A 16,673-nucleotide genomic window follows, 5' to 3' on the forward strand; every position below is an offset into this window, starting at 1 on the left:
GCGCCACACGCACCGACTGAGGAACCGGCGCGGGCACCCGCCTTCACGGGGGAGGCCCGCGCCGTTCTCATGGGGTCACGTCGGCCGCTGACGGCGGGCTCGCGCTCACGCACCGAGTTCCGCCCGCACCCGGGCCGCCGCACCCACCGTCACCGCGTCCCCGCCGAGCAGGGCGGGCACCACCCGTACCGGGTGCCCGCTGACCGGCGGTTCGGCGCTCAGGGCGCGCTGGACCGCCGGTGCCAGCAGGTGCCAGGACCGGCTGACGCCGCCGCCGATCACGACCGTGGTGACGTCCAGCAGGCCTGCCGTGACGAGGAGCGCGCGGGCGACGGCGGCACCCGCGTCCTCGTACACGCCGAGCGCGACCGGGTCGGAGACCTCCGCCACCTCCCGCGCGCTCAGCTCCCGCCCGGTCCGGGCCCCGTACCGGGCCGCGATCGCCCGTCCCGACGCCAGCGTCTCCAGGTGCCCGCGGCCCCCGCACGTGCAGGGCAGATCGCCGAAGCCCGGGACGTGCCCGATCTCGCCCGCCGCGCCGTGCGGTCCGTCGTACAGTGCGCCGTCCAGCCACAGCGCCCCGCCGACGCCGGTGCCGAGGGTCATCCCGAGCACATACGGTTCGCCCGCGACGGCACCGGCCGTGGCCTCGCCGCGCAGGAACGCGTTGACGTCGTTGTCCAGGAACGCCGGAACCCCCAGCGCCTCCTCGAAGGCCGCTGTCACCGCGAACCCGGCCCAGTCCCGGAAGGAGTCGCTGGCGACCAGGACCCGCCCGGCCCGCGCGTCCACCACGCCTGCCGCCCCGATCCCGACCCCGAGCAGCCGCGCGTCCATACGGTCCAGCAGCAGGCGTACGGCGTCCAGCGCGGCGCCCACCATCGCGGCCCCGCCGGCCGCCGCGGGAGTGGGCACCTCCAGCCGGTCCACGACAGTCAAGTCGTCGGTGCACAGGGCCACTTGAGTGGTCGTACCGCCGATGTCGACGCCGGCGACCGCCTTCACGCGGTGACCTCCGCCTGCCGCTGTGCACGGCGCTGCCGCTGCAGCACCGGATCCGGCACCGGTACGGCCGCGATGAGCCGTCGCGTGTACTCGGTCTCCGGGTGCAGCAGCGTGGACATGGTCGGCCCCTGTTCCTGGACCCGCCCGTCCCGCATGACGACGACCTGCTGGGCGAACTCCTGCACGACGGCCAGGTCGTGGGAGACGAAGAGACAGGCGAACCCCAGCTCCCGCTGCAACTCGGCGATCACCTCCAGCACGGTCCGCTGCACGCTCACGTCCAGCGCACTGGTGGGCTCGTCCGCGACCAGCAGCCGGGGTTCGAGCACCAGCGCCCGGGCGAGACTCACCCGCTGGCGCTGGCCACCGGACAGTTCACGCGGGCCCCGCACCGCCAACTCCCGCGGCAGCCGCACCAGTTCGAGCACCTCCGCGACCCGTTCCCGTCGCTCGGCGCCCGTCATGCCCCGGCGGTGCACCCTGAGCGGCTCGGCCACGCACTCCGCCACACTCATCCGCGCGTCCAGCGAGGCCACCGGGTCCTGGAGCACCACGCCCACCCCGGCGAGCAGCGCCCGCCGCTTCCGGCCCCGGACCCGGGCCAGGTCGGTGCCGAACAGCGACACCGAACCGGAGGCGGGTGCGATGAGCCCGAGCGCGACCCTGGCCGCCGTCGACTTGCCCGACCCGGACTCGCCCACGAGCCCGACGGTGTCACCGGGACGGACGTCGAGGGAGACCCCGTCGAGTGCCCGGACCCGCCCGAACCGCACGGACACGTCCCGCAGTCGCACCACGGGAGCATCCGTCCCGGAGGCCGGGGGAGTGTCCTTCTGAGGGGCCGAAGGCGTGTCCGCACCGCTGATCCTCAGGCGTGGCACCGCCGCCAGCAACGCCCGCGTGTACGCGTGCTCCGGCCGCAGCAGCACGTCCTCCACCGGCCCGGTCTCCACGACCTCGCCCCGCAGCATCACGGCGACCCGGTCCGCGAAGTCGGCGACCACGCCCATGTTGTGCGTGACGAGGAGGACACCCGTGCCCGAGTCGGCCGCGAGCCGCCGCAGCAGGTCCAGGATCTCGGCCTGCACGGTGACATCGAGCGCGGTGGTCGGCTCGTCCGCGATCAGCAGAGCAGGCGAGTTGGCGATCGCCATGGCGATGACGACCCGCTGCCGCTGCCCGCCCGACAGCTGGAAGGGGAAGGCCGAGGCCCGCCGCTCCGGCTCGGGAATCCCGACGCGGCGCAGCAGGTCGACCGCCTCACGCGCGGCCTGTGACCGGGAGACGTCCTGGTGATTGCGTACGACTTCCGCTATCTGGGCGCCGACCCGGGTCAGCGGGTCGAGGGCGGTGGCAGGTTCCTGGAAGACCATGGAGGCCGTACGTCCCCGCAGCCCGGCGAGCGAGGCCTCCGGTGCCCCGACGACTTCCGTACCGTCGACGCTCACCCGCCCCGAGACCCGTGCACTGTCCGGCAGCAGGCCCATCGAGGCCAGTGCCACCGTCGACTTGCCGGACCCCGACTCGCCGACGAGCGCGAGCGTTTCGCCGGGGCGGACCTCCAGGGACACCCCGCGCACGGCGGGCACGTCACCCGTCTCCGTGGAGAACGTCACTCCGAGGTCCTCGATGGTCAGGATGTTCACGCGCGTCCCCTCACGTCGAAGGCGTCCCGCAGGCCGTCGCCGATCGCGTTGAACGCGCACACGACGAGGATGATCGCCAGGCCCGGCGGCACGATCAGCCACCAGCGTCCCGAGTACGCGGCCGTCAGCCCGGCCGACAGCATGCCGCCCCAGTCGGTCTTCGGCGGCTGGACACCGAGGCCCAGATACGACACATAGGCGATGAGCAGGATCGCGTCGGCGACCTGGAAGGTGCCCGCGACGACGATCGTGGACACCGAGTTCGGCAGGATGTGCCGGCGGATCGCCCGCCCGTGCGTCCCTCCGGTCGCCCGCAGGGTCAGCACATAGTCCCGGTTCTTGAGCGTGAGCGTCTCGGCCCGCACCAGCCGGGACGGCACCAGCCAGGACACCAGCCCGAGGACGAGAATCAGCCCGGACGTGCCGGGACTGGTGATGGCGGACACGACGAGCAGGATGAACAGCGCCGGGATGGCGATGCCCGCGTCGACGACCCGCATCATCACGGCGTCGACCCACCCGCCCGCATACCCCGCCACGGCCCCCCACAGCGTGCCGATGACGGTGGCGAGCACCCCGGCCGCCAGCCCGACCGACAGGGACACCTGCCCGCCGTACATGAGCCGCCCGAGCTGGTCGTGCCCGACGGCATCGGTTCCGAGCCAATGGGAGCCGCTGGGCCCGAGGTTGACCTGGGTGAGATCGGTGTGGGTCTGATCGGTGGAGTAGAGGAGCGGCCCGACGAAGCAGAAGCCCAGGAACAGGATGACGACGATGAGCCCGGCCACGGCCAGCTTGTTGCGCGCGAAGCGCGCCTTCAGGGGCGCGGGGAACGGCGCGACCAGCCCCCACCGGCCCGCACTCTGAACACTCATACCCGCCCTTCCTTCACCCGAGGATCCACAACCCGCTGCACCACATCCGCAAGCAACGTCCCGACGACCGTCGCGACAGAAATGACCAGCACACACCCGAGCAGCACCGGATAGTCGGACGACTGCGCGGCGGACCAGAACAACAGCCCCATCCCCGGGTAGTTGAAGAGCTGCTCCACCACCAGCGCGCCCCCGAACAGCACCGGCACGTAGTACCCGAGCATCGCGATCACCGGGGTGAGCGAGTTGCGCAGCACATGCCGGAAGAGCACCGCGTACTGCCCCGCACCGCCCGCGCGAGCGGTCCGCACGTAGTCCTCGGACAGGTTCTCCAGTGTCGCGCCCCGCATGTACCGGCTGAACACGGCCACCATCGACGCGGCCCCGGTCACCACGGGCAGCACCAGTGCCGCCGGGTCCGCCAACACCTGCGCCAGCGTGTCCCCTTGGGGTGCCTGTGAGGGGAACCACCGCAGGGTCTGCGTGAACAGCAGGATCAGCAGCAGCCCGAGAAAGTACACCGGCGTCGAGTACGCCACGAAGCTCAGCGTGGTGATGACGTAGTCGGCCGGCTTGTTCCTCCGCACCGCCTGCCACATCCCCAGCGGCACCGCCAGCAGCAGTCCGACGATGGCGGACAGCACGGTCAGCACCAGCGTTTTCGGCAGTCGTTGCCCGATCAGCCGGGACACCGCCTCGTTCAGCGTGTACGACGTCCCGAGATCGCCTTGCGCCAACTCGCGCAGATAGTAGGCGTACTGCACGGGCAGGGACCGGTCGAGCCCCTGCTCGTGGTTGAACGCGGCGATCTGCCCGGCCGTCGCCTGCGGCCCGAGGATTCCGCGCGCGGGACCCCCGGGAAGCGCGTGCAGCAGGCAGAAGACCACGATCGTCACGATCAGGATCACGGCGAGGGCCTGCGACAGCCTCCGTGCGAGGTAGCGGACCGTCTCCACTACTTGGTCCACTTCCACTGCGCCGGGTGGAAGTTGGCCAGCGAGTCCTGGGAGAAGCCGCCGAGGCCGTTCCTGACGACGGAGATCTGGTAGTCCGGCTCGGGCAGCCAGATGACCGGCAGTTCCTTGGCGAGGGCCGCGCTGTAGTCCTGGACGGCCTGGTTCGAACTCGACGTGGTGGTCGCCGAGATGAGCTTGTCGACGTCCGGGTCGGAGTAGTTGCCGAAGTTGGAGCCGCCGCCGGTCTGGAACAGCGAGTCACCGGTCGGGAAGGCGTTGAAGTACCAACTGCCGGCGGTGCCGAAGAAACTCAGCTGCCACTTGCAGATCGACTGCCCCGACGTGCACTGCGGGGTCTGGGAGAGCACCGAGTTGACCGGCGCCGTCTTGATGGAGAACGCGATGCCGGTCTTCGCGAGCGAGGACTGGATCGCGCTCATCATGTTGTCGGTGACCGTGGAGCCGGACTGCGAGAGCACCTGCATCCGGAACTTCGTGCCCTTGGCGACGCCCGCACCGCACTTCGCCGGCTCGGAGCAGGTCATGACCCCGCCCTGCTCGGTCCAGCCATGGCTCGTCAGCAGCGACTTGGCGGTGTCGTTCGAGAACGGGTACGGGTTGTCCTTCTGCACCGGCGATAGGAAGTCCGAGGTCTGTCCCTGCGGGATCGGCCCGTAGCCGGGTACCGCCGTGCCGGCCAGAACGACCTTCGCGAGGCTCGCCTGGTCGATCGAGTGCTGGATGGCCTGACGGGCGTAGAGCTGCTTGAACACCGCGCCCATGGAAGGGTTGTTGAAGTTGTACGGCATGTAGGTGATGGCCCAGCCCGACCACGGCTCCACCTTGTAGCCCTGCGCGGTGAAGCTGTCCTTCTGGTCGAGGTCGGTCGCCTCGATGTAGCCGTAGTCGACGCTGCCGGACCGCAGGGCGTTCTTCTCGGCGTCGGTGGTGGTGAACGGGAGCAGGTTCACCGTGGGGATGTTCGCCTTCTCGCCGCCGTCGTACTTCTTGTTGGCGGTCAGGACGACCTTGCCGGCGGTGGAGAAGGACTTGACGGCGTAGGGGCCGCTGATGGTCTTCCACAGCGGGTTCGAGGCGTAGCCGGAGATGTTCTTCGCCGCATTGTTGAGATACGTCCATGCCTGCTTGGCGTCCCGGCTCCCGGCCCAGGCGTGCTGGGGCAGCGGGGTGATGGAGTTCAGCTCGTTGGCGAGCATCCACTGCGGGTTGTAGGCCTTGTCGAAGGTGATCGTGAAGTGGGTGTCGTCGACCGTCTTGAAGGACGTCCAGTTGTCGGGCGCCTTGCCCGGGTTGTAGCCCGCCCACGCGGCCTTGTTCGCCTTGATGAGGTCGAACCAGAACTTCACGTCCGCGGAGGTGATCGGCTTCCCGTCGCTCCAGTGCCGGTCGCCCAGGGTGATCGTCACGCTCTTGTCGTCGGCGGCGAAGGTGGCGTCGGTGGCGACCGAACCGGCCTTGTTCCAGCCGATCTTGCCGGTCGAGCCGTCGTAGGCGATGAGCGGCTCCCACAGCGTGTTCGCGATGGAGATGTTGTTGGTGTTGAGGTGGGCCGCGGTGCCGATCGGCAGGATCCAGTTCGGCGTGAAGTTCGCGGGCAGCGCGTAGTTGACGGCGCCGTGCGAGGACGACGCCGTGCCGCTCGACCCGGAACAGGCGGTCAGCAGCAGGGTGCCCGCGCTGAGGGCGGCGGCACCGGCGAGGAGTCTTTGGCGGGCAGGGGACATGGCGTGCTCCTGGGACCAGGGAGGTGGAAGCGGGGGTGGGGCCAGTGAACGCCCCCTCTGTTGGAAGAAATAGGCGTGCCGCTGTAAAAAGCCTGTTTCTGCTGTTCTGAAAAAAGTGCAAAGAGGCCTTCCGGGCTTACGCTCGACACCCCGGCCGCCGAATTCGGAAGTAACTTCGTCCATGATTGAAAAAAGTCCGCCAGCGCACCCCCCTCCGCCCCGACGGCACGGCACCGGTTTCTCCTCGCTCGCCGAAGGCGTCCTCGAACTCCTCGCCTCCGGCCAGGCGACGACCCGCACGGAACTCTCCGCGCTCCTCGGCGCCGCGCCCTCGACGGTGTCCTTCGCGGTCGGACAGCTCCTGGACCGCGGGCTGGTGGCCGAGGAGGGCACCCGGTCCTCCGCCGGCGGACGGCCCCGCAAGGTGCTGCGGCTCGGCGGCAGCGACGGATACGCGGTCGCGGCCGACCTCGGCGGAAAGCACGCGCATGTCGGGGTCGTGCACCCCGGCGGCGGCCTCACCGACGTGTCGACCGTGCCGTTCGCCACGGCGGACGGCCCCGAGGCCGCGCTGCCCGGTCTCGCGGAGACCCTCCAGGCACTGATCGGCCGGCACGGACGGGAGCGGCTGCGGGGCGTGGGCCTGTGCCTGCCCGGCCCGGTCGACGTCGAGCCGGGCCTGGTGACACTGCCCGCGCGCATGCCCGGCTGGAACCGGTTCCCCGTCCGGGACTGGTTCGAGGAGCGCTTCGGCGTCCCGGTGGCCGTCGAGAACGACGCCAACTGCATGGCCGTCGGCGAGCACAGCGTCCGGCCCGTCGAGCACCGGCAGTCGATCATGGTGAAGGTGGGCTCCGGGATCGGCGCGGGCGTGATCGTGGACGGCCGGCTGTACCGGGGCGCGACCGGCGGAGCGGGGGAGATCACCCACGTCCGCGTCGAGGCCGCCCAGGACACTCCGTGCTCGTGCGGCAACACGGGCTGTCTGGAGACGGTCGCCTCGGGCGCGGCACTGGTCCGGATCCTGCGGGAGCGGGGCCTTGAGGTGGCGAGCACCGAGGACGTCGTACGGCGCGCCGTCGACGCCGACCCCGAGGCCACCCGCGCGGTCCGTCAGGCCGGCCGCTACCTCGGCCAGGTCCTCGCGGCCAACGTCAACTTCTTCAACCCCGACGCGGTGTACCTCGGCGGCATCCTGTCCACGCTGGAGCCGTTCGTCGCGGCCGTTCGCAGCCAGCTGTACGAGGGCTGCCATCCGTTGGTGACCCAGCGTCTGGTGATCGAGCGCACGTCACTGGGCGCGGACGCGGGGCTGGCGGGAGCCGGCCAGTTCGCGTTGCAGCGGGCGCTGGCGCAGGCGATGCAATCGGTCACGGGCGTCCGGGGATGACGAGAGCGCCCCATCAGGGACGCGGGGAACCGCGCGAACAGCCTCGACGGCACCGCAGACGACTCAGGGGAACAACCATGCCGACATCCCGACCCGTAATCGCCGTCGCAGGCCTCGGCATCGAGTCCTCGACCTTCTCCCCGGCCCGCACCCAGGCGCCCGCCTTCCACGCCCAGCGGGGTGCGGATGTCCTCACCCGCTACCCCTTCCTCGCCCCGGGCCGGCCGTTGCGCGAGGCCGCCGACTGGCGGGGCGCCCTCGTGGGCAAGGCGCTGCCGGGAGGCACGGTCACGGCCGCCGCCTACGCCGAGCTGACCGGTGAACTCCTCACCCGGCTCGCGCAGATGGGCCCGATCGACGGCCTCTGGTACGACATCCACGGCGCGATGACCGTGGAGGGCCTGGACGACGCCGAGGCCGAACTCCTGAACCGGATCAGGGACGTCATCGGTGCCGGGACCGTCGTGTCCACCTCGATGGACCTGCACGGCAACGTCTCCCGTGACCTCGTCCACCGCACCGACCTGATCACCTGCTACCGCATGGCCCCGCACGAGGACGCCATGGAGACGAAGGAGCGGGCCGCCCGGAACCTCGTGGACCACCTCGCCGGCGGAGCCCCGCGCCCCGTCAAGGCCTGGATCCCGGTGCCCGTGCTCCTGGCCGGCGAGCAGACCTCCACCCGGATCGAACCGGCGAGGAGCGTCTACGCCGCCGTGGCCGAGGTGGAGGCGGAGGCGGGTGTGACGGACGCGGCGATCTGGGTCGGCTACGCCTGGGCCGACGAACCCCGCAACCGGGCCGCCGTCGTCGTCACGGGCCTTTCCGCGGACGCCGTGACGACCGGTGCCGAACGGCTCGCCCGCGGCTTCTGGAAGGCCCGCCACGACTTCGGGTTCGTCGCCCCCACCGGCACCCTGGAGGAGTGCCTGGACGCGGCCCTGGCCTCCGGGCGCCGCCCGTACTTCGTCAGCGACACCGGCGACAACCCGACCGCCGGCGGCGCGGGTGACGTCACCTGGGGGCTCCAACAGGTGCTGGCCCGGCCTGAGTTCGCTGACCCCTCCGGCCCGACGGTCATCTACGCCTCCGTGCCGGGCCCGGCCGCCGTCGACGCGACCGTACACGCCGGCGTCGGGGCCACGGTGACCGTCACCGCGGGCGCCGAGGTCGACGACCGGCACGCCGGCCCGCTCACTCTGACCGGCGTGGTCCACGCCGTCCGGCACGGCGACCTGCACGCGCAGACCGAGGCGGTGCTGCGGGTGGGGAGCGTGTACGTGATCCTGACGCGGCTGAGGAAGCCGTACCACCATGAACACGACTTCACCGACCTGGAGTTGCAGCCGCGGGACGCGGACGTCGTCCTCGTCAAGATCGGCTACCTGGAGCCCGAGCTGTTCGCGATGGCCGCCGACTGGAAGATGGCCCTCACTCCGGGCGGCGTCGACCAGGACCTGCCACGCCTCGGTCACCGGCGCATCCGCCGGCCCATGTTCCCCTTCGACCGGGAGATGTCCGATCCGGACCTCGGGGCCCGCGTGATCCCGTCCTCGGACGAGGAGTTGACCGGGCCCGACGAGTGAACGTCCGTACCCAGGACCCTTCTTGCCCTACTCCTCGACCGCTTCGGCGATCAGCAGGTCAAGCAGGGTGATCAGTACGTCCCGGGACGACTCGCGCCGGCGGGCGTCGCACAGCACCACCGGGACACCCGCCGGCAGCGCGAGGGACTCCCTGATGTCCTCGGCCGGGTACGGATGCCGTCCCTCGAAGCCGTTGACGGCGACGACGAAGGGGATGCGGCGGCGTTCGAAGAAGTCCACGGCGGCGAAGCTGGACTCCGGGCGGCGTACGTCGATGAGGACGACCGCGCCCAGGGCGCCGACGGCGAGGTCGTTCCACATGAACCAGAACCGCTGCTGGCCCGGGGTGCCGAAGAGGTAGAGCACGAGTTCGTCGCTGATGGTGATCCGGCCGAAGTCCATGGCCACCGTGGTGGCCCGCTTCTGCTCGATCCCGGCGAGGTCGTCGACCCCCAGGCCCGCGACGGTGAGGGGTTCCTCCGTGCGCAGCGGGGCGATCTCGCTGACCGACCCGACCATGGTGGTCTTGCCGACGCCGAAACCCCCCGCGATCAGGATCTTGACGGTGTCGGGCGCGGCGGGAGTCCCAGCAGTCTCGACGGCGAGCGTCTCAGAGCCGGCCAAGGCCATCCCTCACTTTCTGCAACAGGTCCAGGTCCGTCGTGCGGGGCGAGACGGGGCGCGGCGGGCGCGCGGTGATCAGACCCGCCTCCAGCAGGTCGCACAGCATGATCACGACCACACTGACCGGGAGGTCGAGCAGCGCCGCCAGCTCCGCGACGGCGAGCGGGCGGGCGCACCGGCGCAGGATGCGGGCCTGCTCCGGCTGCGGCCGGGGGGCCCGCTCCGGGCGCGGGTCCACCGCGGTCACCGTGGTGATGAGGGTGAAGTCGGCGCGGCTGGGCCGGGTCCGCCCGCCGGTCAGGGCGAACGGCCGTACCAGCCGGCCCGCCGCGTCGCTGTCGGTCACCTCATCCGCCGGTGGGGCCGATGCCGGCCCGTGGCGCCGCACTGAGGTGCTCGCCGATCTTCTTCACCAGCATGTTCATCTGGTACGCCACCACGCCGACGTCGGCGTTCGGCCCCGTCAGGACGACCAGGTGGGCGCCGGGTCCCGCCGAGGTGAGGATCAGGAAACTGTTGGCCATCTCGATGAGCGCCTGGCGCACCGGGCCGCCCCGGAAGTCCATGCTGACGCCCTTGCTCAGGCTCATCAGCCCGGACGCGGTCGCCGCCAGCCGTTCGGCGTCGTCGCGCAGGAACCCGGTGGACTTGCTGACGACCAGCCCGTCCTCGGAGAGCACGACAGCCTGCGTCACGTCGGCGACCCGCTCCACGAGTCCGGTGAGCAGCTGGTCCAGCTGGGTGTGCGTGGCGGGGGTGGGGCGTGTCATGGCGTGTCCTTCATGAGCGATCGGAGCGGGGAGCGTGGGCGGCGACGGCCGGGTCGTGCGGAACACCGAGCGGATCGGGCTCGGCGGCGGCCGCTTCCTTGAGGGCGTCGAGGGGGTCGTCGTCGGCGGGAGTCACTTCCTCGGGAACGCCGAACGGGCCGGTCCCACGGCCGGTCGCTGCGTCCTCCGCCACGTCCTCCGCCACGTCGAACGGGTCGGCCTGGACGGGTGCGGCCTTCGGGGCGTCGTGGGGCTCAGTCCGGGCGGTCGGGTCTGCCGGGCCGTCGAGCGACCCGTTGAGCGAGCCGTCGAGGGGGTCGTCCTCGTCCCGGGCGCGGAGCGTGCCGCGTTGGAAGCCGGCGAGTGAGGAGGCCGCGTGGTCGGCGGTGAAGTCCTCGGCGTCCGCTTCCTCGCAGTCGGCCGGAGCTTCGTCGCGCAGTTCGACGGCGAGGCTGGTCTGGGGCACTCGCCGGGGAAGGGGGACGAGAGTGCCGGGGCGGCTGTCGGCAGCCGGGGCGGCAGCGGTGACGCGTGCGGGGGCGGGCGTTGTGGCCCCTGCCCGTCCGGCGGCGGGCTCCACGCCGCCGTCCGCGTCCGCCGCGTCGGCGGGCAAGTCGGGGCCGCCGGAGCCCGGCACCTCCGCGGAGACGTCCGCATCCCCGGCGCCCGTCGTGCGCGTCAACCCCGCCAGAACCCTCGCGCCGGTCCCGAGCCCGGCGGCCACCAGGTCACCGGCGTCGGCCCGGTCCGGCACCATGGCGTCCTCTCGTACGACGACCTCGTGCGGGATCAGCACGATCGCCGTGGTCCCCCCGTACGGCGAGGATCGCAGGGTCACCTGGATGCCGTGGCGGTTGGCGAGGCGGGCGATGACGAACATGCCGAGGCGGAGGTCGTCGGCGAGGGCGACGACGTCGAACTTGGGGGCCTCGGCCAGGTGGGCGTTGAAGGAGTCGTACTCGTCCTCGGACATGCCGAGACCCCGGTCCTCGACCTCGACGGCCAGGCCCTTGGCGACCAGCGCGGCCCGTACGCCCACGGGGCTCGGCGCGGGGGAGTACAGCGTGGCGTTCTCGATCAGTTCGGCCAGCAGATGGATCACGTCGGCCACCGCGGGCGGCGCCAGGCACACTTCCTCGTCGGTGTGCACCTCCACCCGCTGGTACTCCGCGACCTCGCCCACCGCACTGCGCAGGATGTCGATCAGTGCGACCGGCTCGGTCCAGCTGCGCCGCGGCTGCCCGCCGCTGATGATGACCAGGTTCTCCTCGTACCGCCGCAACTGGCTTGCCGTGGAGTCCAGTTCGTACAGTCCCTCCAGGACGTCGGGGTCCTGGTGACGACGCTCCAGGGTGTCCAGCCGGCTCAGCTGGAGGTTGACGAGGTTCTGGCTCTCGCGGGCGATGCCGAGGATCACCTTCTGGAAACCGCGCCGGGTGTCGGCGAGTTCCACCGCCGTCTCCACGGCAGTGCGCTGCGCGGCGTTGAACGCCTTGGCCACCTGGCCGAGTTCGTCCGAGCCGTAGTCCAGCTCGGGCGCGGCCAGGTCCACGTCGACCGTGTCTCCCCGCTCCAGCCGGGCGACCACGTCGGGCAGCCGTTCCTGGGCCAGACTCAGCGTGGCCTCCCTGAGGCCGCGCAGCCGCAGGGACAGGGAGCGGGTGATGCGCCAGGACATGACGAGGCAGATCAGCAGCGCGATCAGTCCGCCGGCGCTGAGGGACGCGGCCGTCAGCAGCTGCTCGCGCGCCTTGTCCGCGCTGCGGGTCAGCAGTCCCGAGGTCTGCTGCCGGATCAGGGCGCTGTAGCGGACGGAGACCCGCGCCATCGCGGCCGACCACCGTTTCTGCGCGTCCGGCAGGACCACCCGGCCTGTGCCGCCGGCCGGCCGGGCGGCGAGCACCTGGTCCTCGACGTTCGTCAGGGTCTGCCAGTCCGCGCTCGCCAGGATCCGCTCGGTCTGCTTCTTCGCACTGCCGCTGAGCGCGGGCACGATCTGGTCCTCGACGAGCCACCGGCGCGTGTTCACCAGCTGCACGAACTCGGTCCATGCCTTCTCGTCGAGATGGCCGGACGGCCAGGCCAGGGTGAGCTTCACGTCCTCCTGGGAGGTCAGCTCCGCCGCGTGTTCGAGGGCGACGAGGGGCCCGGCCTGCGAGGTGAGGTCGCCGTCGTCGACCTGCGAGAGCTGCTGGAAGGCGTGGATCTGGTCGTCGATGATCGACGTGTACTGGTCCAGCGCCTGCTCGGCGGTGATGTCGGTGGGGTGGTCGACCTGGCCGCGGTAGTACTCCAGGCTGCCCACCGAACCGAGGACCGAGTACAGCTTGTCGGAGACGCGTCCCGGTGCCTGCTGGATCTCGTCGGACTGCCCGAGGAGCTGGCCCACGGCGGTGTCCGTCTCCGCGCGCTTGACCTCCAGGGCGGCCAGGGATCCCGGCACCTTGGCCAACCAGGCGGCGGACACCGCGCGTTCGCCCTGCAGCGCGAGCGTGGCCTCGGTGCCCATCGCGCCGGTCGACTTGCTCAGCTCCGTCTGTGAGCGCAGCCGCAGGCCCTCCGAGAACAACTGCGTGGTCGTCACACCCCACATGGCGGTGAGGGTGACGCTGGGCACCAGCGCCAGCAGGATGAGCGAGAGACGTATGGAGCCGAGGCGGCGCCGGGCACCTTTCCGGTCGGGCATTGTCGTCCTTGGGCGGTCAGGGGGCGGGGGTCTTCTGAGGGAGGTCAGCGGGTCCCGGCGGCGGCGAACTTCGAGACCGCGGTGACGTTCGTCCGGGTGACGAACGCGGGCCCGGTGAGCACGGGGGCCACACCGCCCCCGCTGATGTTGCCGTTGGTCTCGTACAGCCACAGTGAGTCCACGGCGAGGTAGCCCTGGAGATACGGCTGCTGGTCCACCGCGAACTGTACGGTCCCGGCGTGGATCGCCTTGGCGAGGTCGGCGTTGAGGTCGAAGGTGGCGACGTGGGCCCTGCTGCCCGCCGACTTCACCGACCCCACGGCGTCCAGCGCGAACTGCGCGCCGAGGGTGACGACTTCGTCGATGCCGGGGTCCTGGCGCAGCCTGGCGGTGAGCACGGTGTCCACGGCCTCGGGGTCGGTGCCCTCCACGTACAGGTTCTCGGTCCGGCCGCCGAACGTCTTCTTCACACCGGCGCAGCGCGCCTCCAGGGCGACGTTGCCCCGTTCGTGGATGACGCACAGCGCGTGCTTGGCCTTCAGTTCGTTCAGTTTGTTCCCGACGGCCGCGCCGGTGACACTCTCGTCCTGGCCGAAGTACTCCAGAAGCCCCTGCGACTTCCAGGCGTCGATACCGGAGTTGAGGCCCACCACGGGAATGCCGGCCGCGCGGGCCGCGGCGACCGGCGCCCTCATCGCGGCGGGCTTGGCCAGGGTGAGCGCGATGCCGTCGACCCGGTCGCCGATCGCATCGCGCACCAACTGTGCCTGGCCCGCGGGGTCGGAGTCGTTGGCGTACGTCAGATCGGCACCGTCCTTGGCGGCGGCGGCCTCGGCGCCCTTGCGCACGCGCTCCCAGAAGGCGTCGCCCTCGCCGCCATGGGTGATGAGGGCGATCTTCAGCCGGGCGGTGTCCGCCCCCTGTGCCGCGCCCGTGCCCGAGTCGAGCCGGGAGTCACCGCCGGCACCGGAGCAGCCGGCGAGCAGAAGGAGGGCGACGGAGGCAACGGCGGCCACGCGCACGGATCTTGAGGAGGTCCGAGGTGGGGGAGGAGTGTTCATGGGTGCGGCACCTCGCTGTGCGGCCGAGCAGGCGGAACACGAAAACCCGGCCGGATCGCGGGTGCGTCGACCGGTTGAACTATCACTGGCCAGGAGCCAACCGCGTGTGACCGCCGGTAGTCAAGTGATCAGCCCCTTGTAATGACTTCTCGGTTCCGCATCGTAATGATCTTCATGACAGCGGGCAGCGGGAGGGGCCGGTAGCGGGGTTGCGTTCATGGCCCTACGGCGGCGGGGAGTTGCCGGCCGCGGACCGGGGCCGACGTCGTCGGGCAGGCGGGCCCTTCTCGCGCACCCGCTGGCTAGGATCACGTGAATGGCCTCAGAACCGACGATCGTCGCGACCTCCGGAGGGCACCGCGCGGGCGGGCGCACCATGGTGTCGTTCCACGCCCTGGTGCACCACGCCGTCGACCTGTCGGGCGCCCACGGCCGCAGGCCGCGCGTGATGTACGTCGGCACGGCCATCGGGGACGCAGAGCACTTCACGGCCCGGATGCACGAGGCGGCCCGGGTGGCCGGCTTCGACCTCACGCCGCTCCAGCTCTTCCCCATGCCGAACCTGGACGACGTCGAGGGCGCCGTCCTGGAGCAGGACGTGGTGTGGGTCATGGGCGGCTCGGTGGCGAACCTGCTCGCCGTGTGGCGGGTCCACGGCCTCGACCGGATCATGCGCGGGGCCTGGGAGTCCGGCGTGGTGATGAGCGGGGTCAGCGCGGGCTCCCTGTGCTGGTTCGAGGGCGGCACCACCGATTCGTACGGCCCCGAACTGCGGCCGCTCACCGGTGCGTTGGGCTTCCTGCCATACGGCAACGGGGTGCACTACGACAGCGACCCGGGGCGCCGCCCGCTGGTCCACCGGCTCGTCGCGGACGGCACCCTGCCGGCCACCCACTGCACGGACGACGGCGTGGGGCTGGTCTACCGCGGCACCGAACTCGTCGAGGCGGTCACCGAGGTCCCCGGAAAGGGTGCCTACGTGGTCACCCGCGACGGCGACACGGCGGTCGAGGAACGCGTCGAACCGCGCAGGCTGCCCGGCGTGTGACGGGCGGTGCCTGCGCGGTCCGGGCGCAAGGGGTGCGGGTGCGGCAGCGGCGCGCGCACCCCCACTACTGCGCGGCCTGCGGTGTGCCGGCGGACATTCCGGCCTGTGCCGTGTCGGTCCCGGCCGGGGGCCGGTCCGTCCCGGTCGCCGAGCCGTCCTGTGGTGCCTCCTGCGCGAGTCCGCGCCGGTCCTTGCGGCTCACCCGCGGTTCCTGGTCGGGCAGCCAGGCGAAGGTCAGGACGCTTCCCGTGACCCCCAGGAGGAGGCCGACCATGAAGCCGCCCATGTTCGAGGTGACCCAGGTGCCCAGGGAGACCAGCACGCCGGTGATCGAGTAGAACAGGCGCTGCTCGGGGCTGAAGAGGATCAGCAGTCCCAACAGCACCATCAGGATCGGCAGGAGGTAACCCGCCAGCCCCTGCATCCCGACGTGCATGACCACCTTCAGCGAGACCTTCATGGTGAGCAGGATCAATGCCCCGCCGAGGGTCAGCCACAGCCCGCCGAAGAAGGGACGTCCGTACACCCAGCGGGTGAACCTGTCCTCGCTGCCCTCGGGCTCCTGGGTCTCCATCAGCAGCCCGTGCCGCTGAAGCTGAGCTTGAGGCCGGGCAGCTTGAACACAGCCGCCGTGGTGGCGTAGTTGGTCTGGCGCAGGTTGGCAATGTGCACGGTGTCGGCCTGCTGGCTGAAGACGCCGAGGGGGCCCTTCACACCCGCCTTGGTGAGGGTGCTGGCGTCGTTGCCGATCTCGATGTTGGTGAAGGACGCGTCACCGGTCAGATCGGTCGAGTCCAAGGTCAGGTCCGTCGCCTCGACCTTCTTGTCACCGGCGCCCGCCTTGATGAGCAGGTTGGTGCCGCCCAGGTCGACGCTCTGGCACAGCTTGGTGATCGTCGCGTTCTTGATGGCGGAGGTCACGATCAGGACCTGGCCGCCGGTGTCGCCGGCGTTCGGGCTGTTGTCCGCCATGTTGTCGAGCCCGCCGAACTGCTCGAACCCGGTGCCGTCCATCTGCGTCGCGGTGACCGTGAACGGCATGCCGGAGATGGCGAACTGGACCCCCAGCGCACCCTGCGCGGTCATGATCGCGAGGCCGGCGGTGATCGCGACGGCCGGCACGGCCATGATCGCGGCCCGGCGACCCGACAGCCGTCCGCGTCTTGCGGGGCCGTCGGAGGATTCGGGGGTGGAACCGCTTTCGGGGGTCTCAGAGGTGTTACCGACGGGCGAGGCCATGTGCTGCTCCCAGGGGCATAGTCAACGCAAGTGGGGTTCACG

The 16,673-nt window shown here is 71.1% G+C and carries 15 protein-coding genes; 3 read left to right on the plus strand and 12 right to left on the minus strand.

Annotated elements, in window-relative coordinates; translation table 11 throughout:
• Positions 1 to 105: 105 nt before the first annotated feature.
• From OHT57_RS37760 to OHT57_RS37780, 5 genes are read right to left on the minus strand one after another with little or no spacing between them, the layout of a single operon-like run.
• Positions 106 to 1,005 (minus strand): ROK family protein, encoded by a 900-nt coding sequence (locus OHT57_RS37760; protein ID WP_328751265.1) that lies wholly within the window; start codon positions 1,003 to 1,005, stop codon positions 106 to 108.
• Positions 1,002 to 2,651, minus strand: coding sequence for an ABC transporter ATP-binding protein (locus tag OHT57_RS37765; protein WP_328751266.1), 1,650 nt, complete (start codon positions 2,649 to 2,651; stop codon positions 1,002 to 1,004). Before OHT57_RS37765 ends, OHT57_RS37760 begins: the two co-directional genes overlap by 4 nt.
• Positions 2,648 to 3,526, minus strand: coding sequence for an ABC transporter permease (locus OHT57_RS37770; protein ID WP_328751267.1), 879 nt, complete (start codon positions 3,524 to 3,526; stop codon positions 2,648 to 2,650). Before OHT57_RS37770 ends, OHT57_RS37765 begins: the two co-directional genes overlap by 4 nt.
• Positions 3,523 to 4,482 carry an ABC transporter permease gene (locus OHT57_RS37775; protein WP_328753442.1) on the minus strand — a complete coding sequence of 320 codons (960 nt, stop codon included), beginning with the start codon at positions 4,480 to 4,482 and terminating at the stop codon, positions 3,523 to 3,525. Before OHT57_RS37775 ends, OHT57_RS37770 begins: the two co-directional genes overlap by 4 nt.
• Positions 4,482 to 6,227, minus strand: coding sequence for a peptide ABC transporter substrate-binding protein (locus OHT57_RS37780; protein WP_328751268.1), 1,746 nt, complete (start codon positions 6,225 to 6,227; stop codon positions 4,482 to 4,484). The genes OHT57_RS37775 and OHT57_RS37780 overlap by 1 nt, the downstream gene beginning before the upstream one ends.
• 181 nt (positions 6,228 to 6,408) lie before the next feature.
• On the opposite strand from OHT57_RS37780, the gene OHT57_RS37785 reads away from it, so the two are divergent.
• The gene (locus OHT57_RS37785; RefSeq protein ID WP_328751269.1) at positions 6,409 to 7,617 is read left to right on the plus strand and encodes an ROK family transcriptional regulator; all 1,209 of its coding nucleotides are present in this window, start codon (positions 6,409 to 6,411) and stop codon (positions 7,615 to 7,617) included.
• A 77-nt stretch (positions 7,618 to 7,694) separates the two neighbouring features.
• Positions 7,695 to 9,203 carry a M81 family metallopeptidase gene (locus tag OHT57_RS37790; RefSeq protein ID WP_328751270.1) on the plus strand — a complete coding sequence of 503 codons (1,509 nt, stop codon included), beginning with the start codon at positions 7,695 to 7,697 and terminating at the stop codon, positions 9,201 to 9,203.
• Positions 9,204 to 9,230: 27 nt separating this feature from the next.
• Here OHT57_RS37790 and OHT57_RS37795 read toward each other — a convergent pair whose 3' ends face one another.
• Genes OHT57_RS37795 through OHT57_RS37815 form a run of 5 tightly spaced genes read right to left on the minus strand, consistent with a single transcriptional unit; the run spans position 9,231 to position 14,344 of the window.
• Positions 9,231 to 9,827 carry a GTP-binding protein gene (locus OHT57_RS37795; RefSeq protein ID WP_328751271.1) on the minus strand — a complete coding sequence of 199 codons (597 nt, stop codon included), beginning with the start codon at positions 9,825 to 9,827 and terminating at the stop codon, positions 9,231 to 9,233.
• The gene (locus OHT57_RS37800; RefSeq protein ID WP_328751272.1) at positions 9,814 to 10,173 is read right to left on the minus strand and encodes a DUF742 domain-containing protein; all 360 of its coding nucleotides are present in this window, start codon (positions 10,171 to 10,173) and stop codon (positions 9,814 to 9,816) included. Before OHT57_RS37800 ends, OHT57_RS37795 begins: the two co-directional genes overlap by 14 nt.
• 1 nt (position 10,174) lies before the next feature.
• Complete coding sequence (locus OHT57_RS37805; RefSeq protein WP_030313681.1) at positions 10,175 to 10,597, minus strand: roadblock/LC7 domain-containing protein; 423 nt, start codon at positions 10,595 to 10,597, stop codon at positions 10,175 to 10,177.
• A 10-nt stretch (positions 10,598 to 10,607) separates the two neighbouring features.
• Positions 10,608 to 13,283 carry a sensor histidine kinase gene (locus OHT57_RS37810; protein ID WP_328751273.1) on the minus strand — a complete coding sequence of 892 codons (2,676 nt, stop codon included), beginning with the start codon at positions 13,281 to 13,283 and terminating at the stop codon, positions 10,608 to 10,610.
• A gap of 44 nt (positions 13,284 to 13,327) precedes the next feature.
• Complete coding sequence (locus tag OHT57_RS37815; protein ID WP_328751274.1) at positions 13,328 to 14,344, minus strand: substrate-binding domain-containing protein; 1,017 nt, start codon at positions 14,342 to 14,344, stop codon at positions 13,328 to 13,330.
• A gap of 316 nt (positions 14,345 to 14,660) precedes the next feature.
• Here OHT57_RS37815 and OHT57_RS37820 point away from each other — a divergent pair, with 316 nt between their 5' ends.
• A complete protein-coding gene (locus tag OHT57_RS37820) occupies positions 14,661 to 15,392 on the plus strand; it encodes a peptidase E (protein WP_328751276.1) in 732 nt (243 codons plus the stop codon).
• Positions 15,393 to 15,456: 64 nt separating this feature from the next.
• On the opposite strand, the gene OHT57_RS37825 is transcribed toward OHT57_RS37820, so the two are convergent.
• Together OHT57_RS37825 and OHT57_RS37830 are read right to left on the minus strand one after the other, a co-directional pair.
• On the minus strand, positions 15,457 to 15,966 hold the full coding sequence (locus OHT57_RS37825; protein WP_328751277.1) for a DUF6114 domain-containing protein: 510 nt from the start codon (positions 15,964 to 15,966) through the stop codon (positions 15,457 to 15,459).
• On the minus strand, positions 15,966 to 16,631 hold the full coding sequence (locus OHT57_RS37830; RefSeq protein WP_328751279.1) for a DUF6230 family protein: 666 nt from the start codon (positions 16,629 to 16,631) through the stop codon (positions 15,966 to 15,968). Before OHT57_RS37830 ends, OHT57_RS37825 begins: the two co-directional genes overlap by 1 nt.
• Positions 16,632 to 16,673 lie beyond the last annotated feature (42 nt).

The organism is Streptomyces sp. NBC_00285 (assembly GCF_036174265.1).
GTDB lineage: Bacteria > Actinomycetota > Actinomycetes > Streptomycetales > Streptomycetaceae > Streptomyces.

Coding starts and splice junctions, on each gene's coding strand:
- OHT57_RS37770 (WP_328751267.1), bottom strand. CDS start 3,526: ATGAGTGTTCAGAGTGCGGGCCGGTGGGGGCTGGTCGCGCCGTTCCCC.
- OHT57_RS37780 (WP_328751268.1), bottom strand. CDS start 6,227: ATGTCCCCTGCCCGCCAAAGACTCCTCGCCGGTGCCGCCGCCCTCAGC.
- OHT57_RS37785 (WP_328751269.1), top strand. CDS start 6,409: ATGATTGAAAAAAGTCCGCCAGCGCACCCCCCTCCGCCCCGACGGCAC.
- OHT57_RS37790 (WP_328751270.1), top strand. CDS start 7,695: ATGCCGACATCCCGACCCGTAATCGCCGTCGCAGGCCTCGGCATCGAG.
- OHT57_RS37805 (WP_030313681.1), bottom strand. CDS start 10,597: ATGACACGCCCCACCCCCGCCACGCACACCCAGCTGGACCAGCTGCTC.
- OHT57_RS37810 (WP_328751273.1), bottom strand. CDS start 13,283: ATGCCCGACCGGAAAGGTGCCCGGCGCCGCCTCGGCTCCATACGTCTC.
- OHT57_RS37815 (WP_328751274.1), bottom strand. CDS start 14,344: ATGAACACTCCTCCCCCACCTCGGACCTCCTCAAGATCCGTGCGCGTG.
- OHT57_RS37820 (WP_328751276.1), top strand. CDS start 14,661: ATGGCCTCAGAACCGACGATCGTCGCGACCTCCGGAGGGCACCGCGCG.
- OHT57_RS37825 (WP_328751277.1), bottom strand. CDS start 15,966: ATGGAGACCCAGGAGCCCGAGGGCAGCGAGGACAGGTTCACCCGCTGG.
- OHT57_RS37830 (WP_328751279.1), bottom strand. CDS start 16,631: ATGGCCTCGCCCGTCGGTAACACCTCTGAGACCCCCGAAAGCGGTTCC.